This window comes from Klenkia sp. PcliD-1-E, from assembly GCF_024124375.1.
Classification (GTDB): Bacteria; Actinomycetota; Actinomycetes; order Mycobacteriales; family Geodermatophilaceae; genus Klenkia.
Genome location: NZ_JAMXRZ010000089.1, coordinates 1 through 17,457 on the forward strand (window position 1 = coordinate 1; position 17,457 = coordinate 17,457).

Below are 17,457 nucleotides of genomic sequence, written 5' to 3' on the forward strand. Positions count from 1 at the left end.
CGTCGGGCCCGGGCAGCATCCAGGCCCGGACCGCGACGGCCACGGCCCCGAACACGACCGCCGAGACCACGAGGTGCACCTGCAGCGGCACCCCGAGGCCGGCCACCAGCGCGCCGAGCAGACCCCCGGCCATCGCCCCCAGGCTCCACAGCCCGTGCAGGCCGTTGAGGATCGACCGGCCGTAGCCCCGCTGGACGCGCAGGCCGTGCGCGTTCTGCGCGACGTCCACGACGGTGTCCAGCACGCCGACCGCGAACAGCGCGACCGCCAGCACCCACCAGGACGGCGCCGCGGCCGCGCCCGCCACCCCGACCCCGAGGCCGAGCAGACCCAGCGAGGCCACCGGCCCCGAGCCCCACCGGCCGATGAGGACGGCGGCGGCCGGGCCCATCAGCAGGGCGCCGAGGGGGGCCGCGGCCAGCGCCGTGCCGAGGGCCGCGTTGGACAGGCCGAGGTCGTCGCGCAGCTCGGGCAGCCGCGGCACCAGGTTGGCGTAGAAGACCGCGTTGAGCGCGAAGCAGGTCGCCACGGCGACCCGGGCGCGGCGCAGGTCGCGCGTGGGGGCGGTCACGGGGCCACCTGCAGGACCCGGGCGAGCACGGTGCGGGTCTCCGCGCGGGTGGGCGGGGCGGTGGTGAGGATCGCGTGCATGGTCAGGCCCTCCATGACGCCGTCCAGCGCCCGGGCGAGCTCGGGCTCCAGCACCCGCTGCAGGGTGTCCCGGCTGCTGCGCATCCAGGCCTCGGTGACCTCGCGCAGGGCCGGGTCGCGCAGCGCGGCCAGGTACAGCTCGTAGGCGATCGCCCACTGCCGCTGGGTGGCCAGGTGGCCGCGGAGCACGAAGTCGGTGGCCGCCTCCAGCACGGAGGCCCGGTCGGTGGCCGGGGCGAAGTGGTCACGGAAGAGCTCGGCCATCCGCTGCGCGTGCCGGGTGAACGCCGCGCGGACCAGGTCGTCCAGGCCCGCGAAGTGGTAGGTCACCGAGCCCAGCGGGACGTCGGCGGCCGTGGCGATCCGGCGGGCGGTGAGCCCGGCCAGGCCGTGCTCGGCGATGACGTCGATCGTGACGTCGACGAGCCGGTCGCGGCGCTCGGGGTCGAACCGCCGGCCGCCGCTCACGCGTCGAGCTCGCGGACCACCCGTGCCGGGTTGCCCACCGCCACGACCCGGGGTGGGAGGTCCCTCGTGACGACCGACCCGGCGCCCACCACGGTGTCGCGGCCGATGGTGACCCCGGGCAGGACGACGACACCGCCGCCCAGCCAGACGCCGTCCCCGATGGTGATGGGCGCCGAGCCCTCCCACCGCTCCCGGCGCCGCACGGGGTCGATCGGGTGGGTGGGGGTGAGCAGCTGGACTCCGGGCCCGATCTGGACGTCGTCGCCGATGGTGACCGGCCCGACGTCCAGGCAGACCAGGCCGAAGTTGGCGAACACCCGCGCACCGACCGTCGTCCGGTAGCCGTAGTCGCACCGGAAGGGCGGGAGGATGGTGCTGCCCTCGCCGAAGGACCCCAGCAGCTCGGTCATCAGGGCGCGCAGCCGGTCCCGGTCGGTGGGGTCGGTGGTGTTGTAGGCGTGGGTCAGCGCCTGGGCGCGGGCGTTCTCCCGGGCCAGGTCGGGGTCGTCGGCGACGTACTCCTCGCCGGCCAGCATCCGGTCCCGCATGGTCCGCTCGTCGGTCACGCCGACCACCGTACGGGACGATGCGTACGTCCGTACACATACCGGCGGGTGACGGGATGGGAGGATGACCGACCGTGACGACCACCGGCCGCGCCGACGGGCGATCCTCCCGCTGGACCGAGCACCGGCGCGCCCGCCGCGTCCAGTTCGTCACCGCCGCCGTCGACTCCGTCCGGCGCACCGGCCCCGAGCTCGCCGTCGACGACGTCGCCCGCACCGCCGGGGTCAGCAAGACCGTGCTCTACCGGTACTTCACCGACAAGGACGAGCTGGTCGACGCCGTCCTGGAGCAGATCAGCACCGAGATCCTGCTGCCCCGCCTGCTCGGCGAGCTGGCCATGGACCGGGCGACCGACCGCGACCGGCTGCGCGCCGTCGTCGCCGCCTTCGTCGCCATCATCGAGGAGGAGCCGGCGCTGTACCGGTTCGCCTACGCCCAGGCCGGCCGCGCCGGGCGGGCCGACCTGGTCGCCCAGACCGAGCGCGAGGTCGCCGAGGCGCTGGCCTGGGTGATGGGGGAGCGGCTGGTCTCGCTGGGCCGCAGCCCCCAGGCCACGAAGACCTGGGCCTACGGCATCGTCGGCATGGTGCAGCTGGCCGCGCACTGGTGGTCCACCGAGCGCAGCGTGACCGCCGCCGAGCTGGTCGAGCAGCTCACCCTGCTCGCCTGGGGCGGGCTCTCGGGCCTGCTGCCCCCCGCACCCGGGGGATGACCTCGACCGGGCAGGCAGAATGGCCTCCCGTGTCCGGCGCCAACGACCCATTCGACCCCAAGCAGGTCGCGGCCCTCTCGCCCGAGGCCCTCGACGCCGCCGTCGCCGAGGGCCTGGCCGCCTTCGCCGCCGCGGCCGACCTCGACGCCCTGGCCGCCGTCCGGCCCGCGCACCTGGGCGACCGCGGCCCGGTGCTGCTGGCCCGCCGCGAGCTCGGGGCGCTGCCCCCGGCCGCCCGCAAGGACGCCGGGCAGCGGGTCAACGCCGCCCGGGTCGCGCTGACCGAGGCCTACGACGCCCGGCTGGCCGTGCTCGCCGCCGAGCGGGACGAGCGGGTGCTGGCCGAGGAGCGGGTCGACGTCACGCTGCCCACCGGCCGCACCCGCCGCGGCGCCCGGCACCCGCTGACCACCATCCAGGACCGGATCGCCGACGTCTTCGTCGGCATGGGGTACGAGGTGGCCGAGGGCCCGGAGCTGGAGAGCGAGTGGCTGAACTTCGACGCCCTCAACACCGGCCCCGACCACCCGTCCCGGTCGCTGGCCGACACCTTCTTCGTCGCGCCCGAGGACTCCGGGCTGGTGCTGCGCACGCACACCTCGCCGGTGCAGGCCCGCTCCATGCTCGAGCGCACGCCACCGATCTACGTCGTGGCGCCGGGCCGGGTGTTCCGCACCGACGAGCTCGACGCCACGCACACCCCCGTGTTCCACCAGGTCGAGGGCCTGGCGATCGACCGCGGGCTGACCATGGCGCACCTGCGCGGCACGCTGGAGGCCCTGGCCCGGGCGCTGTTCGGCCCGGACTCCGAGATCCGCTGGCGGCCGCACTTCTTCCCGTTCACCGAGCCGTCGGCGGAGTTCGACGTCTGGTTCCCCGAGCACCGCGACGGCCCGCAGTGGGTCGAGTGGGGCGGCTGCGGCATGGTCAACCCGCGGGTGCTCACCGCCTGCGGCCTCGACCCCGAGGTCTACGGCGGGTTCGCCTTCGGCATGGGCATCGAGCGGGCCCTGCAGTTCCGCCATGGGGTGTCGGACATGCACGACATCGTCGAGGGCGACGTCCGGTTCACCAGCGCGTTCGGAGTGGAGCAGTAGTGAGGGTCCCGATCAGCTGGCTGTCCCAGCACGTCGACCTGCCCGCGGGCACCGGTGTCGAGGAGCTCGACGCGGCGTTCGTCCGGCAGGGCCTGGAGGTCGACGCCGTCCTGCGCACCCCCGAGACCACCGGACCGCTGGTGGTGGGGAAGGTGCTGGAGATCGAGGAGCTCACCGGTTTCAAGAAGCCGATCCGGTACTGCCGGGTGGACGTGGGCAACCCCGGGGACGCAGGGGGTGGTGGGCGGGAAGGCCGCGGCATCGTCTGCGGCGCCCGGAACTTCGCCGTCGGCGACCTCGTCGTCGTCGCGCTGCCCGGCGTGGTGCTGCCCGGGGAGTTCGCGATCGCCGCGCGCGAGACCTACGGCCGGGTGTCGGACGGCATGATCTGCAGCGTCCGAGAGCTGGGCATCGGCGAGGACCACGAGGGCATCCTGGTGCTGGGCACCGACGGCATCGAGCCGGGGACGCCGGCAGCCGGGGTGCTGGGGCTGGACGACGTCGTGCTCGACCTCGAGGTCACCACCGACCGCGGCTACTGCATGGCCATCCGGGGCGTGGCCCGGGAGGTCGCCGCCGCGCTCGGCGCGCCCTGGCAGGACCCCGCTGCGGCCACCCCGCCGGCCTGGTCCGGCGAACCGGCCTGGGCCGTCGAGGTCGCCGACCCCGCCCGCTGCGACCGCTTCTCGATGATCGCGATGGAGGGCCTGGACCCGGCTGCGCCCACCCCCTGGTGGATGCGGCGACGGCTCACCCGCTGCGGCGTCCGGTCCATCTCGCTGGCGGTCGACGTCACCAACTACGTGATGCTCGAGCTCGGCCAGCCGATGCACGCCTTCGACCGGGACGCCGTCCGCGGTCCGGTCGTCGTGCGCACCGCCCGGCCCGGGGAACGGCTGACCACCCTCGACGGCGCCGACCGCGCGCTGGACGCCGACGACCTGCTCATCACCGACGACAGCGGGCCGATCGGGCTGGCCGGCGTCATGGGCGGGTCCACCACCGAGGTCTCCGGCTCGACCACCGCGCTGCTGCTGGAGGCCGCGCACTGGGAACCCACCGGGATCGGCCGCGGCGTGCGCCGGCACAAGCTGCCCAGCGAGGCGGCCAAGCGGTTCGAGCGCGGCACCGACCCCGACGTCACCGTCGTCGCCCTCGCCCGGGCCGCGGAGCTGCTCTCCGAGTTCGGCGGTGCCCGGGTCGCCGGCGGCGTGGTCGACGTCGACACCCGCGTGCCCCGGCCGGCGATCACCCTCGCCGCGGACCGGCCGCAGGCGGTCGCCGGCATCCCGATCGCGCCCGACACCGTCGTGGACGCCCTGCGCACCGTCGGCTGCGCGGTCGACGCCGACGGCGCGCTGCTGGCCGTCACGCCGCCGTCCTGGCGCCCGGACCTCACCGACCCCGCCGACCTGGTCGAGGAGGTCGTGCGCGCGGTGGGCTACGACGAGATCCCGGGCGCGCTGCCCACCGCGCCGCCCGGCCGCGGGCTCACCCCCGCGCAGCGCCGCCGCCGCTCCGTGGGGCGGGCGCTGGCCGACGCGGGGTACACCGAGGCCCCGGCCTACCCGTTCGTCGGGCCGACCGCGCTCACCGCGCTCGGCCTGCCCACCGAGGGCCTGCTGACGCTCCGCAACCCGCTGTCGGAGCAGGAGCCGGCCATGCGGCCGTCCCTGCTGCCGGGCCTGCTGGCCACCCTGGCCCGCAACATCGGCCGCGGCCAACGCGACCTCGCGGTCTTCGAGCTGGGCGTGGTGTTCACCCCGGGCGAGGTGTCGGCCGCGCCGCTGCCCCCGGTCGACCGCCGGCCCGACGACGACGTCCTCGCTGCGCTGCTCGGTGCGGTGCCGGCCCAGCCCTGGCACGTGGGCGTGGCGCTGAGCGGGCTGCGGGAGCCGCGCGGGCACTGGGGCCCGGGCCGGGCCGCGGACTGGGCCGACGCCGTCGAGGCCGCCCGCACCGTCGCCGGTGCCGCCGGCGTGGAGCTGGTCGTGCGGGCCGGGGACCGGCTGCCGTGGCACCCCGGCCGCTGCGCCGAGCTGGTCGTCGACGGGGTCGTCGTCGGCTGGGCCGGTGAGCTGCACCCCCGGGTGTGCGCCGACCTGGAGCTGCCCGCCCGCACCTGCGGGATGGAGCTGGACCTGGACGCGCTGCCGGAGAAGTCGGTCGCGCAGGCGCCGGAGATCTCCTCGTTCCCGCCGGTGCGGATGGACGCCGCGCTCGTCGTCGAGTCCGCGAAGCCCGAGGCGGCCGTGCGCGAGACCCTTCGCCGGGCAGCGGGAGACCTGTTGGAGGACCTCCAGCTCTTCGACGTGTACGAGGGACCCTCGGTCGGGGAGGGCCGGAAGTCGCTGGCCTACGCCTTCACCTTCCGCGCGCCGGACCGCACGCTGACCGGCGAGCAGGCCCGGGAGGCCTTCGACGCCGCGGTGGCCGCCGCGGCCGCCGACCACGGGGCCGTGCTGCGTGCCTGACCGGTCGCTGGCCGGGCAGGTCGCGCTCGTCACCGGCGCCTCCACCGGGATCGGCCTGGAGCTGGCCCGCGGGCTGGCCGCCCGCGGGGCCCGGGTGGCCGGCCTGGCCCGCGGCGCGGACCGGCTCGCCGCAGCCCTGGACGGCGTCGGGCTGGCCGTGCCGGCCGACGTCACCGACCTGGCCGCCGTGCACGCGGCGGTGGACCGGGTGACCGCGGAGCTGGGCCCGGTGGACCTGCTGGTCAACAACGCGGGGCTCATCGACACCGCCGAGGTGCCGGTGTGGGAGGCCGACCCCGACCAGTGGTGGTCGGTGGTGGAGAGCCAGCTGCGCGGGCCCTTCCACCTGGTCCAGGCCGTCGTCCCGGCCATGGTGCAGCGGGGCAGCGGCCGGGTGGTCGGGCTGGCCAGCGGCATGTCCACCTGGGCCAACCCGGACTACAGCGCCTACTCGGTCGGCAAGGCGGGCGCCCTGCGTATCACCGAGTCCCTCGCCGCCTCGGGCGTGCTGGCCTTCGACGTCGCGCCGGGCGTGGTGGACACCCCGATGACGCGGTCGATGGCGATGTGGGACGGCTTCACCGACTGGACGCCGGCCTCGGCCGTGGTCGAGCTGGTGGCCGCGGTCGCCGAGGGCCGCCTCGACCACTGGTCGGGCCGGTTCGTGCGGGCCGGCAAGGACGCCGTGGACACCCTGGCCGCCACGGTGCCCGAGGGCACCCAACGGCAGGTCCGGCTGCTGCCCTACGGGGACACCGACCCGGTCGCCTGAGGTCAGCCCACCGTGCGCAGGGCGCCCGGGACGACGTCGACGGCGACGTGGGTGTCGGCGTCGAGCTCCACCAGCTCGCCGTCCAGCTGCAGCGGCATCGGCGCCCGGATCGTCAGCTCGTGGTGCGTGGCGTGCGGCTGCGGGCCCAGCCCGATGGTGGCCGAGCGGACCGCCGTGAGCAGCACCCGCAGCTTGCTGTGGTGGGGGAGCAGCACCAGCTCGAACTCGCCGTCGTCGGGCCGCCCGTCCTGCGAGAGGGTGGCCACCTTCGCCATCCTGTCGATGTTGGCGTAGAGCAGGCTGTCGACCTCGACCCGCCGGCCGTCGGCGAACTCGACCGGGAACGGCCGGAACCGCCGGAAGCCCCGGACCACGGCCAGGATCTCCCGCCACGAGCCCTTGCCGCCCTGCTCCAGGTCCACCGCGACCACCGGCGTGATGCCCAGCCCGATGTAGGAGTGCGCGTACCGCACCACCGGCTCGCCACCGGCGGGGGTGACGGTCAACCGCAGCAGGTCGAAACGCTCCGTCCTACCGGTCAGCAGCGCGTGGGACACCGCCGCGTCCAGCGGACGGCGCTTGGTGGCCCGGCGGTGGTCGTTGGCGTTGCCTGCGCCCCGGACGGCGGCGACCGCGGCGGGGTTGCCGGCGTCCATGAGGCCGTTGACGACGTCGTTGTAGCCCCCGTCGCCGCTGACCGAGACCACCAGCGGGCGACCCTGCCGCGCGGCCGCGGCGGCCAGTTCCCGGCCGTGCCCGGCGCGCTGCGTGGGCGCCAGCTCCAGCGGCAGGTCGGGGTGCCGCTCGGCGAGGTCGTCGCGCAGCTCCCGCGCCAGCGTCGGGGCGTCGCCGGTGCTGTGCGGGTTGAACACGATGACGACGCGGTCGAACGCGGCCACGGGGAAGCCTCTCCTGCAGCGAGCACGGGCGCGGGACGGCGATCGGCCCCGCACCCGTGATCATCCCGGTCGCGGGGCGGCCGCGCCCGGGGACCACCCCGCGTCCGCACATTCATCCGGAGTAGTGCATACTCATGCATCGTGAGCGCAGAGCGGACGTGGACGGTCGGGGTCACCGGCGCCACCGGGTACGCGGGCGGTGAGGTGTGCCGGCTGCTGGCCGGGCACCCGCAGCTGCAGCTGGCCGGGGTGCACGCGGCATCGAGCGCCGGCCGACGCCTGGGTGAGTCCCAGCCGCACCTGCTGCCCTACGCCGACATGGTCGTGCAGCCCTCGGAGCCCGCGGACCTCGCCGGCTACGACGTCGTCGTCCTGGCCCTGCCGCACGGCGCCTCCGGCGCGATCGCCGCCGGGCTGCCGGACGACGTGCTGGTGCTGGACTGCGGCGCCGACCACCGGCTCGCCGACCCGGCCGCCTGGGCGCGGTGGTACGGCAGCGAGCACGCCGGCACCTGGCCCTACGGCCTGCCGGAGCTGCCGGGCCAGCGGGGCAAGCTCGCCGGGGCGCGGCGGATCGCCGTCCCGGGCTGCTACCCGACCAGCGTCACCCTGGCCATGGCTCCCGCGCTGGCCGCCGGGCTGGTCGAGCCCGAGGTCGTCGTGGTCGCCGCCTCGGGAACCTCGGGTGCCGGCCGGGCGGCCAAACCGAACCTGATCGGGTCCGAGGTCATGGGTGCGGTCAGCGCCTACGGCGTGGGCGGTGTCCACCGGCACACCCCGGAGATGGTGCAGAACCTGTCGGAGGTCGCCGGTAGGACCGTCGGCGTGAGCTTCACCCCGACGCTGGTGCCCATGGCCCGCGGCATCCTCGCCACCTGCTCGGCCAAGGTCACCCCCGGCACGACCGCGGAGTCCGTCCGGGCCGCCTACGCCGAGGCCTACGCCGACGAGCCCTTCGTGCACCTGCTGCCCGAGGGCCAGTGGCCCACCACCGCCGCCGTCCTCGGCGCCAACACCGTCGCCCTGCAGGTCACCGTCGACCCCGACGCCGGCCGGCTGGTCGCGGTCGCGGCCGTGGACAACCTGACCAAGGGGACGGCGGGCGGCGCGCTGCAGTGCGCGAACATCGCCCTCGGCCTGCCCGAGACCCTGGGCCTGCCGGTCGTGGGGGTCGCGCCGTGAGCGTCACCGCCCCCGCCGGCTTCCGGGCCGCCGGCGTCGCCGCCGGGCTCAAGGCCTCCGGCGACCCCGACGTGGCCCTCGTCGTCAACGACGGCCCGGACGACGCCGCGGCCGCCGTCTTCACCACCAACCGCTTCCCGGCCGCGCCCGTGCTGTGGTCCCGGCAGGTGCTGGCGGACGGCCGGGTGCGGGCCGTGGTGCTCAACTCCGGTGGCGCCAACGCCTGCACCGGGCCCGAGGGCTTCGGCGACACCCACGCCACCGCCGAGCACACCGCGGCCGCTCTGGGCCTGGGCGCGATCGACGTCGCGGTGGCCTCCACCGGGCTGATCGGCGTCCGGCTGCCCATGGACAAGCTCACCGCCGGCATCACCGACGCCGCGGGGCAGCTGTCCACCCACGGCGGCCCGGCCGCGGCCCGCGGGATCATGACCACCGACTCGGTGCCCAAGACCACGGTGCAGACCGGGTCGGGGTGGACCGTCGGCGGCATGGCCAAGGGCGCCGGCATGCTCGCGCCCAGCCTGGCCACCATGCTCGTCGTCCTCACCACCGACGCGGTCGTCCCGGCCGAGCTGCTCGAGCCCGCGCTCCGGCACGCCACCGCGCACTCCTTCGAGCGCGTGGACTCCGACGGGTGCCTGTCCACCAACGACACGGTGCTGGTGCTGGCCAACGGCGCCTCGGGGACCACCCCCACCGCCGAGGAGTTCGGCGCGGCCCTCGACGCGGCCTGCCTGGACCTGGCCATGCAGCTGCTGGCCGACGCCGAGGGCTCCACCAAGGACATCGCCATCACGGTGCGCAACGCCGCCTCGGTGCAGGACGCCCTCGAGGCGGGCCGGGCGTGCGCCCGCAACAACCTGCTCAAGACCGCGCTGTTCGGGAACGACCCCAACTGGGGCCGGGTGCTGGCCGCCATCGGCACGACCGACGCCGCCTTCGAGGCCGACCGGGTCGACGTGACCATCAACGGGGTCACCGTCTGCCGCGGCGGCGCCATCGGCGACGACCGCGGCGGCGTCGACCTCACCGGCCGGGCCATCACCATCGACGTCGACCTGGCTGCCGGCTCCGAGCAGGCCACCATCTGGACCAACGACCTGTCCATCGCCTACGTCCACGAGAACTCGGCCTACTCGACATGACCGCGCAGGACCCCACACCCCCCGACGTCCGGCCCGACGAGGCGCCCCCCAAGCGGCGCTACGGCACCAGCCGGGTCATGCGCACCCCCGACCCCGAGGGCGACGCCCGCAAGGTCGCCGTCCTCACCGGGGCGCTGCCCTGGCTCAAGGAGTTCCACGGCAACGTCGTGGTCGTGAAGTACGGCGGCCACGCGATGGTCGACGAGGAGTGCCGGGCGGCCTTCGCCGAGGACATGGTCTTCCTGCGGACCTGCGGGATCCTGCCGGTCGTCGTGCACGGCGGCGGCCCCCAGGTCAGCGCGATGCTGTCCCGCCTGGGCGTGCAGAGCGAGTTCCGCGGCGGCCTGCGGGTCACCACCCCGGAGACGATCAACGTGGTCCGGATGGTGCTGGTCGGCCAGGTCGGCCCCGAGGTGGTCGGGCTGATCAACACCCACGGCCCGCTCGCCGTCGGGCTGTCGGGGGAGGACGGCCGGCTGTTCACCGCCGAGCGCACCACCGCGGTCGTGGACGGGCAGCCGGTCGACGTCGGCCTGGTCGGCGACGTCGTCGAGGTCGACCCCACGCCGGTCACCGCGCTGCTGGCCAACGGCAACATCCCCGTGGTCGCGACCGTGGCGCCGGACAGGGACGGCCAGCTGCACAACGTCAACGCCGACACCGCCGCCGCCGCGTTGGCCGTGGCGCTGGGTGCGGTCAAGCTCGTCGTGCTCACCGACGTCGAGGGCCTCTACTCCGACTGGCCGGACAAGTCCTCGCTGGTCGAGCAGATCGACGCGGCCGAGCTGGAGACGATCCTCCCGACGCTGGACGCCGGGATGATCCCCAAGATGGCCGCCTGCCTGCGGGCGGTGCAGGGCGGGGTGCAGCGCGCGACCGTCGTCGACGGCCGGCTGCCGCACGCCCTGCTGCTGGAGATGTTCACCACCGAGGGCACCGGGACGATGGTCGTCCCCACCTCGACGACCGAGAAGGAGGGGCCGGCATGACCACCACGGAGGAGCTGACCCGCCGCTGGTCGACGGTGATGATGGGCAACTACCGCACCCCGCCGGTGGCCCTGGAGTTCGGCCGCGGCGCCTCGGTGTGGGACGTCGACGGCCGCGAGTACGTCGACCTGCTCGGCGGCATCGCCACCACCATCCTCGGCCACGCCCACCCCGCCGTGGTCGCCGCGATCACCAACCAGGCCGCCCGGCTGGGCCACGTGTCCAACCTGGCCATGCACGAGCCCGGTGTCCTGCTCGCCGAGCGGCTGCTGGAGCTGGCCGGCCGCCCCGGGCGGGTGTTCTTCTGCAACTCCGGTGCCGAGGCCAACGAGGCCGCCTTCAAGATCAGCCGGCTGACCGGCCGGCCCGAGGTGGTCACCGCGCTGGGCTCCTTCCACGGCCGCACCATGGGCTCGCTGGCGCTCACCGGCCAGCCGGCGAAGGCGCAGGCCTTCGCACCGCTGCCCGGCGGCGTCCGGCACGTCGAGTACGGCGACCCCGGCGCCCTGCAGCTCACCGACGCCACCGCGATGGTCCTGCTGGAGCCGATGCTGGGCGAGGGCGGCGTGCTGCCCGCACCCGCCGGCTACCTCGCGGCCGCGGCGTCCCAGGCCGCCGAGGTGGGGGCGGTGTTCGCCGTCGACGAGGTGCAGACCGGCATCGGCCGCACCGGCTCCTGGTTCGCGCACGCCGCCGACGGCGTGGCCCCCGACGTCATCACCCTGGCCAAGTCCCTCGGCGGTGGCCTCCCGCTGGGCGCCACCCTGGCCTTCGGCGACGCCGCCGACCTGTTCGGCGCCGGCTCGCACGGCTCCACCTTCGGCGGCAACCCGATCGCCGCCGCGGCCGCCCTGGCGGTGCTGGACACCATCCGCGACGAAGGCCTGCTGGAGCGGGCCAAGGACCTCGAGCACCGGTTCACCACCGGCATCGAGGGCCTGGGCCACCCGGGCGTGTCCGGCGTCCGGGGCCGGGGCGCGCTGCTCGGCGTCGTCCTCACCGCCGACGTCGCCGGTGCCGTGGAGACCGGTCTGCGCGACGCCGGCTACCTGACCAACGCGGTGGCGCCCGGCGTCCTGCGGCTGGCGCCCTCGCTCGTCGTCACCGACGAGCAGGTCGACCGGTTCGTCGCCGCGCTCCCGCCCGTGCTCGACACCGCCCTGGAGACCGCACCGTGAGCCCCCGGCACTTCACCAAGGACGACGACCTCACCCCGGCCGAGCAGGCCGAGGTCCTCGCGCTGGCCGCCGATCTGAAGAAGACCCGGCACACCCCCGACGCCCCCCAGCCGCTGGCCGGGCCGAAGTCGGTGGCGGTCATCTTCGACAAGCCCTCCACCCGCACCCGGGTCTCCTTCTCCGTCGGCATCGCCGAGCTCGGCGGCTACCCGCTGGTCATCGACGCCGGCTCCTCCCAGCTGGGCCGCGGCGAGCCGGTCGAGGACACCACCCGGGTGCTGGACCGCCAGGTCGAGGCCATCGTCTGGCGCACCTTCGGCCAGGACCGGCTCGAGGCCATGGCCGCGGTCAGCCGGGTGCCGGTGGTCAACGCCCTCACCGACGACTACCACCCCTGCCAGATCCTGGCCGACCTGCAGACCGTCGCCGAGCGGCGGACGACGCTGGCCGGGCTGACGCTGACCTACCTCGGCGACGGCGCCAACAACATGGCGCACTCCTACGCCCTGGGCGGCGCCACCGCCGGCATGCACGTGCGGATCGGCTCGCCGGAGGCCTTCGCGCCGGACCCGGCCATCATGGCCCGGGCCGCGCAGGTGGCCGCGGAGACCGGCGGATCGGTGACCTGGACCGCCGACCCCGCCGCCGCGGCCGACGGCGCCGACGTCCTGGCCACCGACACCTGGGTCTCGATGGGCCAGGAGGACGAGTACGACACCCGGATCGCCCCGTTCCTGCCGTACGCCCTGGACGACACGGCGCTGGCCCGGGCGGCCGCCGACGCCGTCGTGCTGCACTGCCTGCCCGCCTACCGCGGCAAGGAGATCGCCGCGTCGGTGATCGACGGCCCGCAGAGCGCGGTGTGGGACGAGGCGGAGAACCGGCTGCACGCGCAGAAGGCCCTGCTCACCTGGCTGCTGGGCCGGCGGTGACCGGCGCGCTGACCCGGTCGGCCCGGCACGCCCGGATCGCCGAGCTGATCGCCGGTCAGCCGGTCACCTCCCAGGGCCAGCTGGCCCGCCTGCTCGCCGAGTCCGGCGTCGAGGTCACCCAGGCCACGCTGTCGCGGGACCTGGAGGAGCTCGGTGCGGTCAAGCTGCGCGGCTCGGACGGCGCACCCGCCTCCTACGTGCTGCCGCCGGAGAACGCCCCGCTGCGCCCCGCCCAGTCCGCGCCGGCCCGGCTCACCCGGATGTTGTCCGAGCTGCTGACCAGCGCCGAGGGCTCGGCCAACCTCGCCGTGCTGCGCACCCCGCCGGGTGCTGCGCAGTTCCTCGCCTCCGCCATGGACAAGACCGGCCTGCCCGACGTCCTGGGCACGATCGCGGGGGACGACACTCTGCTGGTCGTCTCCCGCGACCCCCAGGGCGGCCCCGCCCTGGCCGAACGACTGCTGGCCCTCGCCGCCGGCGGCGCCGACCGAGAAGGACACCCGTGAGCAGCGCACCGGCCGGATCCGACACCCGACTCTGGGGAGGCCGCTTCGGCGGCGGTCCGTCCGCGGCGATGGCGGCGCTGTCGAAGTCCACCGACGTCGACTGGCGGCTGGCGCCCTACGACCTGGCCTCCTCCCGCGCGCACGCCCGGGTGCTGCACCGCGCCGGCCTGCTCACCGCCGACGAGCTCGGGCAGATGGTCGGCGCGCTCACCGAGCTGTCGGCCGAGGTCGCCGACGGGACCTTCACCGCCATCGAGGCCGACGAGGACGTGCACGAGGCCCTCGAGCGCGGCCTCACCGCCAAGCTCGGCACCCTCGGCGGCAAGCTGCGCGCAGGCCGCTCCCGCAACGACCAGGTCGCCACCGACCTGCGGCTCTACCTGCGCCACCACGTCCGCGCCCTGGTCGGTGCGGTCGCCGACCTGGAGGAGGCGCTGGTCGGCCTGGCCGAGCGGTACCGCGACGTCGCCGCCCCCGGCATGACGCACCTGCAGCACGCCCAGCCGGTGCTCATCGCCCACCAGCTGCTGGCGCACGCGCACTCCTTCGCCCGCGACGTCGACCGGCTGCGCGACTGGGACCGCCGCACCGCGGTCAGCCCGCTGGGCGCCGGCGCCCTGGCCGGGTCGTCCCTGCGGCTGGACCCCGACGCCGTCGCCGCCGAGCTCGGCTTCGACCGGGCGTGCGACAACTCGATCGACGCGGTCAGCGACCGCGACTTCGCAGCGGAGTTCTGCTTCGCCGCGGCCCTGCTCGGCGTCCACCTGTCCCGCCTGGGGGAGGAGGTCGTGCTCTGGACGTCGACCGAGTTCGGCTGGGCGCGCCTCGACGACGCCTGGGCCACCGGGTCCTCGATCATGCCGCAGAAGAAGAACCCCGACATCGCCGAGCTCGCCCGTGGCAAGGCCGGCCGGTTCGTCGGCAACCTGACCGGTCTGCTGACCATGCTCAAGGGCCTGCCGCTGGCCTACGACCGTGACCTGCAGGAGGACAAGGAGCCGGTCTTCGACTCCGTCGAGCAGCTGGCCCTGCTGCTGCCCGCGGTCACCGGCATGGTCGCCACCCTCACCCTGCGCCCGGAGGTGCTGGAGGCCGCAGCACCGCAGGGGTTCGCGCTGGCCACCGACGTCGCCGAGTGGCTGGTGTCGGCCGGCGTCCCGTTCCGGTCGGCGCACGAGATCAGCGGCGCCATGGTCGCCCGGTGCGAAGCCCTCGGCGTCGACCTCCCCTACCTCACCGACGCCCAGCTGGCCGAGGTCTCCGCGCACCTCACCCCCGAGGTGCGCACCGTGCTCACCGTGCCGGGCGCGCTGGCCGCTCGGAAGGCCCGCGGGGGGACGGCGCCCGAGCGGGTGGCCGAGCAGCTGACCGCCCTCGGTGCCCTGGTGGCCGAGCACCGCGGCTGGGCCGCCGACTCCCCGGTCGCGCCGGCGCTGTAGATGCCGGGCCCGCTCGTCAGCGCCGACGAGCTGCTCGCCCGGCCCGAGGTGGTCGCGCCGGCGCTGCTGGGGTGCTGGCTGGTCACCGACCGGCCGGAGGGCACCACGGCGGTGCGGCTGACCGAGGTCGAGGCGTACTCGGGGGCGGGTGACGACCCCGCGGCGCACTCCCATCGCGGACCCACCCCGCGGTCTTCGGTGATGTTCGGCCCACCGGGTCGGCTCTACGTGTACTTCAGCTACGGCATGCACTGGTGCGCGAACGTCGTCACCGGCCCGGCGGGCGTCGGGAGCGCGGTGCTGCTGCGTGCCGGCGAGGTGGTGGTGGGGGAGCAGTTGGCCCTCGGCCGCCGTCCGTCCTCCTCGGTGCGCGACCTGGCCCGCGGGCCGGCCCGGCTCACCGCCGCGCTGGGCATCGGGGCCGACGACCGGGACGCCGACCTGCTCGACCCCGGCTCCCCGGTGCGGCTGCACCACGGGACGCCGCCTGACGGGGTCACGGCCGGGCCGCGGGTGGGCATCACGCACGCCGCCGACCTGCCGTGGCGGTTCACCGAGACCGGGCACCGCACGGTGAGCGCCTTCCGGGCAGGGGTCCGCCGGCGTCGTCCCGGGGCCGGGCAGGATGGTGCCCCGTGACCAGTGGCACCGATGTGATCGACGAACTGCACCGCCGGGGCCTGATCGCCCAGAGCACCGACGAGGCCGAGCTGCGCGAGGCGCTCGCGGCGGGGCCGGTCACCTACTACTGCGGGTTCGACCCCACCGCGCCCAGCCTGCACGTCGGGCACCTGCTGCAGTTCATGGTGCTGCGGGCGCTGCACCGCGCCGGGCACCAGCCGATCGTGCTGGTCGGCGGGGCCACCGGGCTGATCGGTGACCCCCGGCCGACGTCCGAGCGGCAGCTCAACGACCCCGCCGAGGTCGCCCGGTGGGTGGACCGCATCCAGCGACGGGTCGCCCCCTTCCTCGACCGGCCGGCTGCCGAGCTGGGTCTGCGCGAGCCCATCTACGTGGACAACCTGGACTGGACGGCGCCGCTGAGCGCCATCGACTTCCTCCGGGACATCGGCAAGCACTTCCGGGTCAACCGGATGCTGGCCAAGGAGGCGGTCGCCGTCCGGTTGAGCTCGGACGTCGGCATCAGCTACACCGAGTTCAGCTACCAGATCCTGCAGGCCAACGACTTCCGGGAGCTGTACCTGCGGTACGGCTGCACGCTGCAGAGCGGCGGCTCCGACCAGTGGGGGAACATCACCGCCGGTGTCGACCTGGTGCGGCGTACCGACGGTGTCGGCACCCACGCGCTGGCCACCCCGCTGCTGACCACGTCCGACGGCAAGAAGATCGGCAAGACCGAGGGTGCCACGGTGTGGCTGGACCCGGAGCTGACGAGCCCCTACGCGTTCTTCCAGTACTGGCTCGGCATCGACGACGTCGACGCGCGGTCGTGGGCCCGGCTGTTCTCCGAGCGCCCCGAGGACGAGGTCGCAGCGCTCATCGCGTCGTCGGAGGAGCGACCGCAGGCGAGGGAGCTGCAGCGCGCCCTGGCCGAGGAGCTGACGAGGCTGGTGCACGGCGAGGACGAGCTCGCCCAGGCCGAGGCCGCCGGCCGTGCCCTGTTCGGCCGGGACGACCTGGCCGGGCTGGGGGAGGGAGCGCTGACCGCCGCGCTGTCGGAGGCCGGGTCCGTCGAGCTCGGGCCCGACGACCTCGTGGACGGTCGGTTGCCGACGGTCGGCGCGCTCCTGCAGCGCACCGGCCTGTGCTCGTCGCTGTCCGATGCGCGGCGCACGGTCAAGGAGGGCGGCGCGTACCTGAACAACGAGCGGGTCGCCGACGCCGACACGCCGGTGCCCCCTGGTGCTGCGCTGGCCGGCGGCTGGGTGGTCCTCCGCCGCGGGAAGCGCACCGTCGCCGGGGTTCGACTACCCGTCTGAGCTGCCCAGGGGGGATCCCCACCGTCCGGTGGGGCCTCCTCGCCCTGTGCGCCTCCGTGCCGTGTGAACGGCCCGTGACCGCCGGATGTCGACCGCGTGGCGCGGGTCACCCGCAGGGCGGTTTGACACGGGCGGGCCCGGCACGTAACTTTCTCTCTGCGCCGGGGACGACCGCGAGGTCGGGTCCGAGGCGCCGAGCAGGACAACAAGCCGAGACATCGAAGGCCGGGAGGCCGGGGTTCTTGTGCGTCCGCTCTTTGAGAACTCAACAGCGTGCCGAAAGTCAGTGCCATATGTTTGACCTCTCGGATCTTCGGGTTCGGGGGTTTCTGGATTGATGATCGAGATCTGTCAGGTCTTGGTTCTTGGTCTGGGTTGAATTCATCTACGGAGAGTTTGATCCTGGCTCAGGACGAACGCTGGCGGCGTGCTTAACACATGCAAGTCGAACGATGAAGCCAGCTTGCTGGTGGATTAGTGGCGAACGGGTGAGTAACACGTGG

The 17,457-nt window shown here is 75.0% G+C and carries 17 protein-coding genes and 1 rRNA gene; 14 read left to right on the forward strand and 4 right to left on the reverse strand.

The genetic code is table 11. From position 1 onward, the window contains the following. From NH342_RS16400 to NH342_RS16410, 3 genes are all read right to left on the reverse strand, one after another. A partial coding sequence (locus NH342_RS16400; RefSeq protein WP_253016258.1) for an MFS transporter occupies positions 1-571 on the reverse strand: 571 nt, incomplete at its 3' end. Continuing rightward, entirely contained in the window at positions 568-1,119 is a 552-nt protein-coding gene (locus NH342_RS24320) for a TetR/AcrR family transcriptional regulator (RefSeq protein WP_253016260.1), read from the reverse strand. The genes NH342_RS24320 and NH342_RS16400, both read right to left, overlap by 4 nt. Further along, on the reverse strand, positions 1,116-1,685 hold the full coding sequence (locus NH342_RS16410; protein WP_253016262.1) for a sugar O-acetyltransferase: 570 nt from the start codon (positions 1,683-1,685) through the stop codon (positions 1,116-1,118). Before NH342_RS16410 ends, NH342_RS24320 begins: the two co-directional genes overlap by 4 nt. Positions 1,686-1,759: 74 nt before the next feature. On the opposite strand from NH342_RS16410, the gene NH342_RS24325 reads away from it, so the two are divergent. The 4 genes from NH342_RS24325 to NH342_RS16430 are packed head-to-tail and all read left to right on the forward strand — an operon-like array spanning position 1,760 to position 6,741. Continuing rightward, positions 1,760-2,398, forward strand: coding sequence for a TetR family transcriptional regulator (locus tag NH342_RS24325; protein WP_253016264.1), 639 nt, complete (start codon positions 1,760-1,762; stop codon positions 2,396-2,398). A 29-nt stretch (positions 2,399-2,427) separates the two neighbouring features. Further along, complete coding sequence (pheS, locus tag NH342_RS16420) at positions 2,428-3,495, forward strand: phenylalanine--tRNA ligase subunit alpha (protein ID WP_253016266.1); 1,068 nt, start codon at positions 2,428-2,430, stop codon at positions 3,493-3,495. Further along, a complete protein-coding gene (gene pheT / locus NH342_RS16425) occupies positions 3,495-5,969 on the forward strand; it encodes a phenylalanine--tRNA ligase subunit beta (RefSeq protein ID WP_253016267.1) in 2,475 nt (824 codons plus the stop codon). Before pheS ends, pheT begins: the two co-directional genes overlap by 1 nt. Further along, entirely contained in the window at positions 5,962-6,741 is a 780-nt protein-coding gene (locus NH342_RS16430; protein ID WP_253016269.1) for an SDR family NAD(P)-dependent oxidoreductase, read from the forward strand. Before pheT ends, NH342_RS16430 begins: the two co-directional genes overlap by 8 nt. 2 nt (positions 6,742-6,743) lie before the next feature. Here NH342_RS16430 and NH342_RS16435 read toward each other — a convergent pair whose 3' ends face one another. Then, positions 6,744-7,640: a diacylglycerol kinase family protein gene (locus tag NH342_RS16435; protein WP_253016271.1), complete on the reverse strand. Its 897-nt coding sequence runs from the start codon at positions 7,638-7,640 to the stop codon at positions 6,744-6,746. 141 nt (positions 7,641-7,781) lie between these two features. On the opposite strand from NH342_RS16435, the gene argC reads away from it, so the two are divergent. The 10 genes from argC to NH342_RS16485 all read left to right on the forward strand — a co-directional run. Beyond that, positions 7,782-8,822 (forward strand): N-acetyl-gamma-glutamyl-phosphate reductase, encoded by a 1,041-nt coding sequence (gene argC, locus NH342_RS16440; RefSeq protein ID WP_253016273.1) that lies wholly within the window; start codon positions 7,782-7,784, stop codon positions 8,820-8,822. Then, on the forward strand, positions 8,819-9,970 hold the full coding sequence (argJ, locus tag NH342_RS16445) for a bifunctional glutamate N-acetyltransferase/amino-acid acetyltransferase ArgJ (protein ID WP_253016275.1): 1,152 nt from the start codon (positions 8,819-8,821) through the stop codon (positions 9,968-9,970). Before argC ends, argJ begins: the two co-directional genes overlap by 4 nt. Further along, positions 9,967-10,959 (forward strand): acetylglutamate kinase, encoded by a 993-nt coding sequence (gene argB, locus NH342_RS16450; RefSeq protein ID WP_253016277.1) that lies wholly within the window; start codon positions 9,967-9,969, stop codon positions 10,957-10,959. Before argJ ends, argB begins: the two co-directional genes overlap by 4 nt. Then, positions 10,956-12,137, forward strand: coding sequence for an acetylornithine transaminase (locus NH342_RS16455; RefSeq protein ID WP_253016279.1), 1,182 nt, complete (start codon positions 10,956-10,958; stop codon positions 12,135-12,137). Before argB ends, NH342_RS16455 begins: the two co-directional genes overlap by 4 nt. Further along, complete coding sequence (gene argF, locus NH342_RS16460; protein WP_253016281.1) at positions 12,134-13,069, forward strand: ornithine carbamoyltransferase; 936 nt, start codon at positions 12,134-12,136, stop codon at positions 13,067-13,069. The genes NH342_RS16455 and argF overlap by 4 nt, the downstream gene beginning before the upstream one ends. Continuing rightward, entirely contained in the window at positions 13,066-13,575 is a 510-nt protein-coding gene (locus tag NH342_RS16465) for an arginine repressor (protein WP_253016284.1), read from the forward strand. Before argF ends, NH342_RS16465 begins: the two co-directional genes overlap by 4 nt. After that, entirely contained in the window at positions 13,572-15,014 is a 1,443-nt protein-coding gene (argH, locus tag NH342_RS16470; RefSeq protein ID WP_253016286.1) for an argininosuccinate lyase, read from the forward strand. The genes NH342_RS16465 and argH overlap by 4 nt, the downstream gene beginning before the upstream one ends. After that, a complete protein-coding gene (locus NH342_RS16475) occupies positions 15,015-15,653 on the forward strand; it encodes a DNA-3-methyladenine glycosylase (protein WP_253016288.1) in 639 nt (212 codons plus the stop codon). Beyond that, on the forward strand, positions 15,650-16,954 hold the full coding sequence (gene tyrS / locus NH342_RS16480) for a tyrosine--tRNA ligase (RefSeq protein ID WP_253016290.1): 1,305 nt from the start codon (positions 15,650-15,652) through the stop codon (positions 16,952-16,954). Before NH342_RS16475 ends, tyrS begins: the two co-directional genes overlap by 4 nt. Before the next feature lie 384 nt (positions 16,955-17,338). Then, positions 17,339-17,457, forward strand: a 16S ribosomal RNA gene (locus tag NH342_RS16485); the annotation flags it as partial.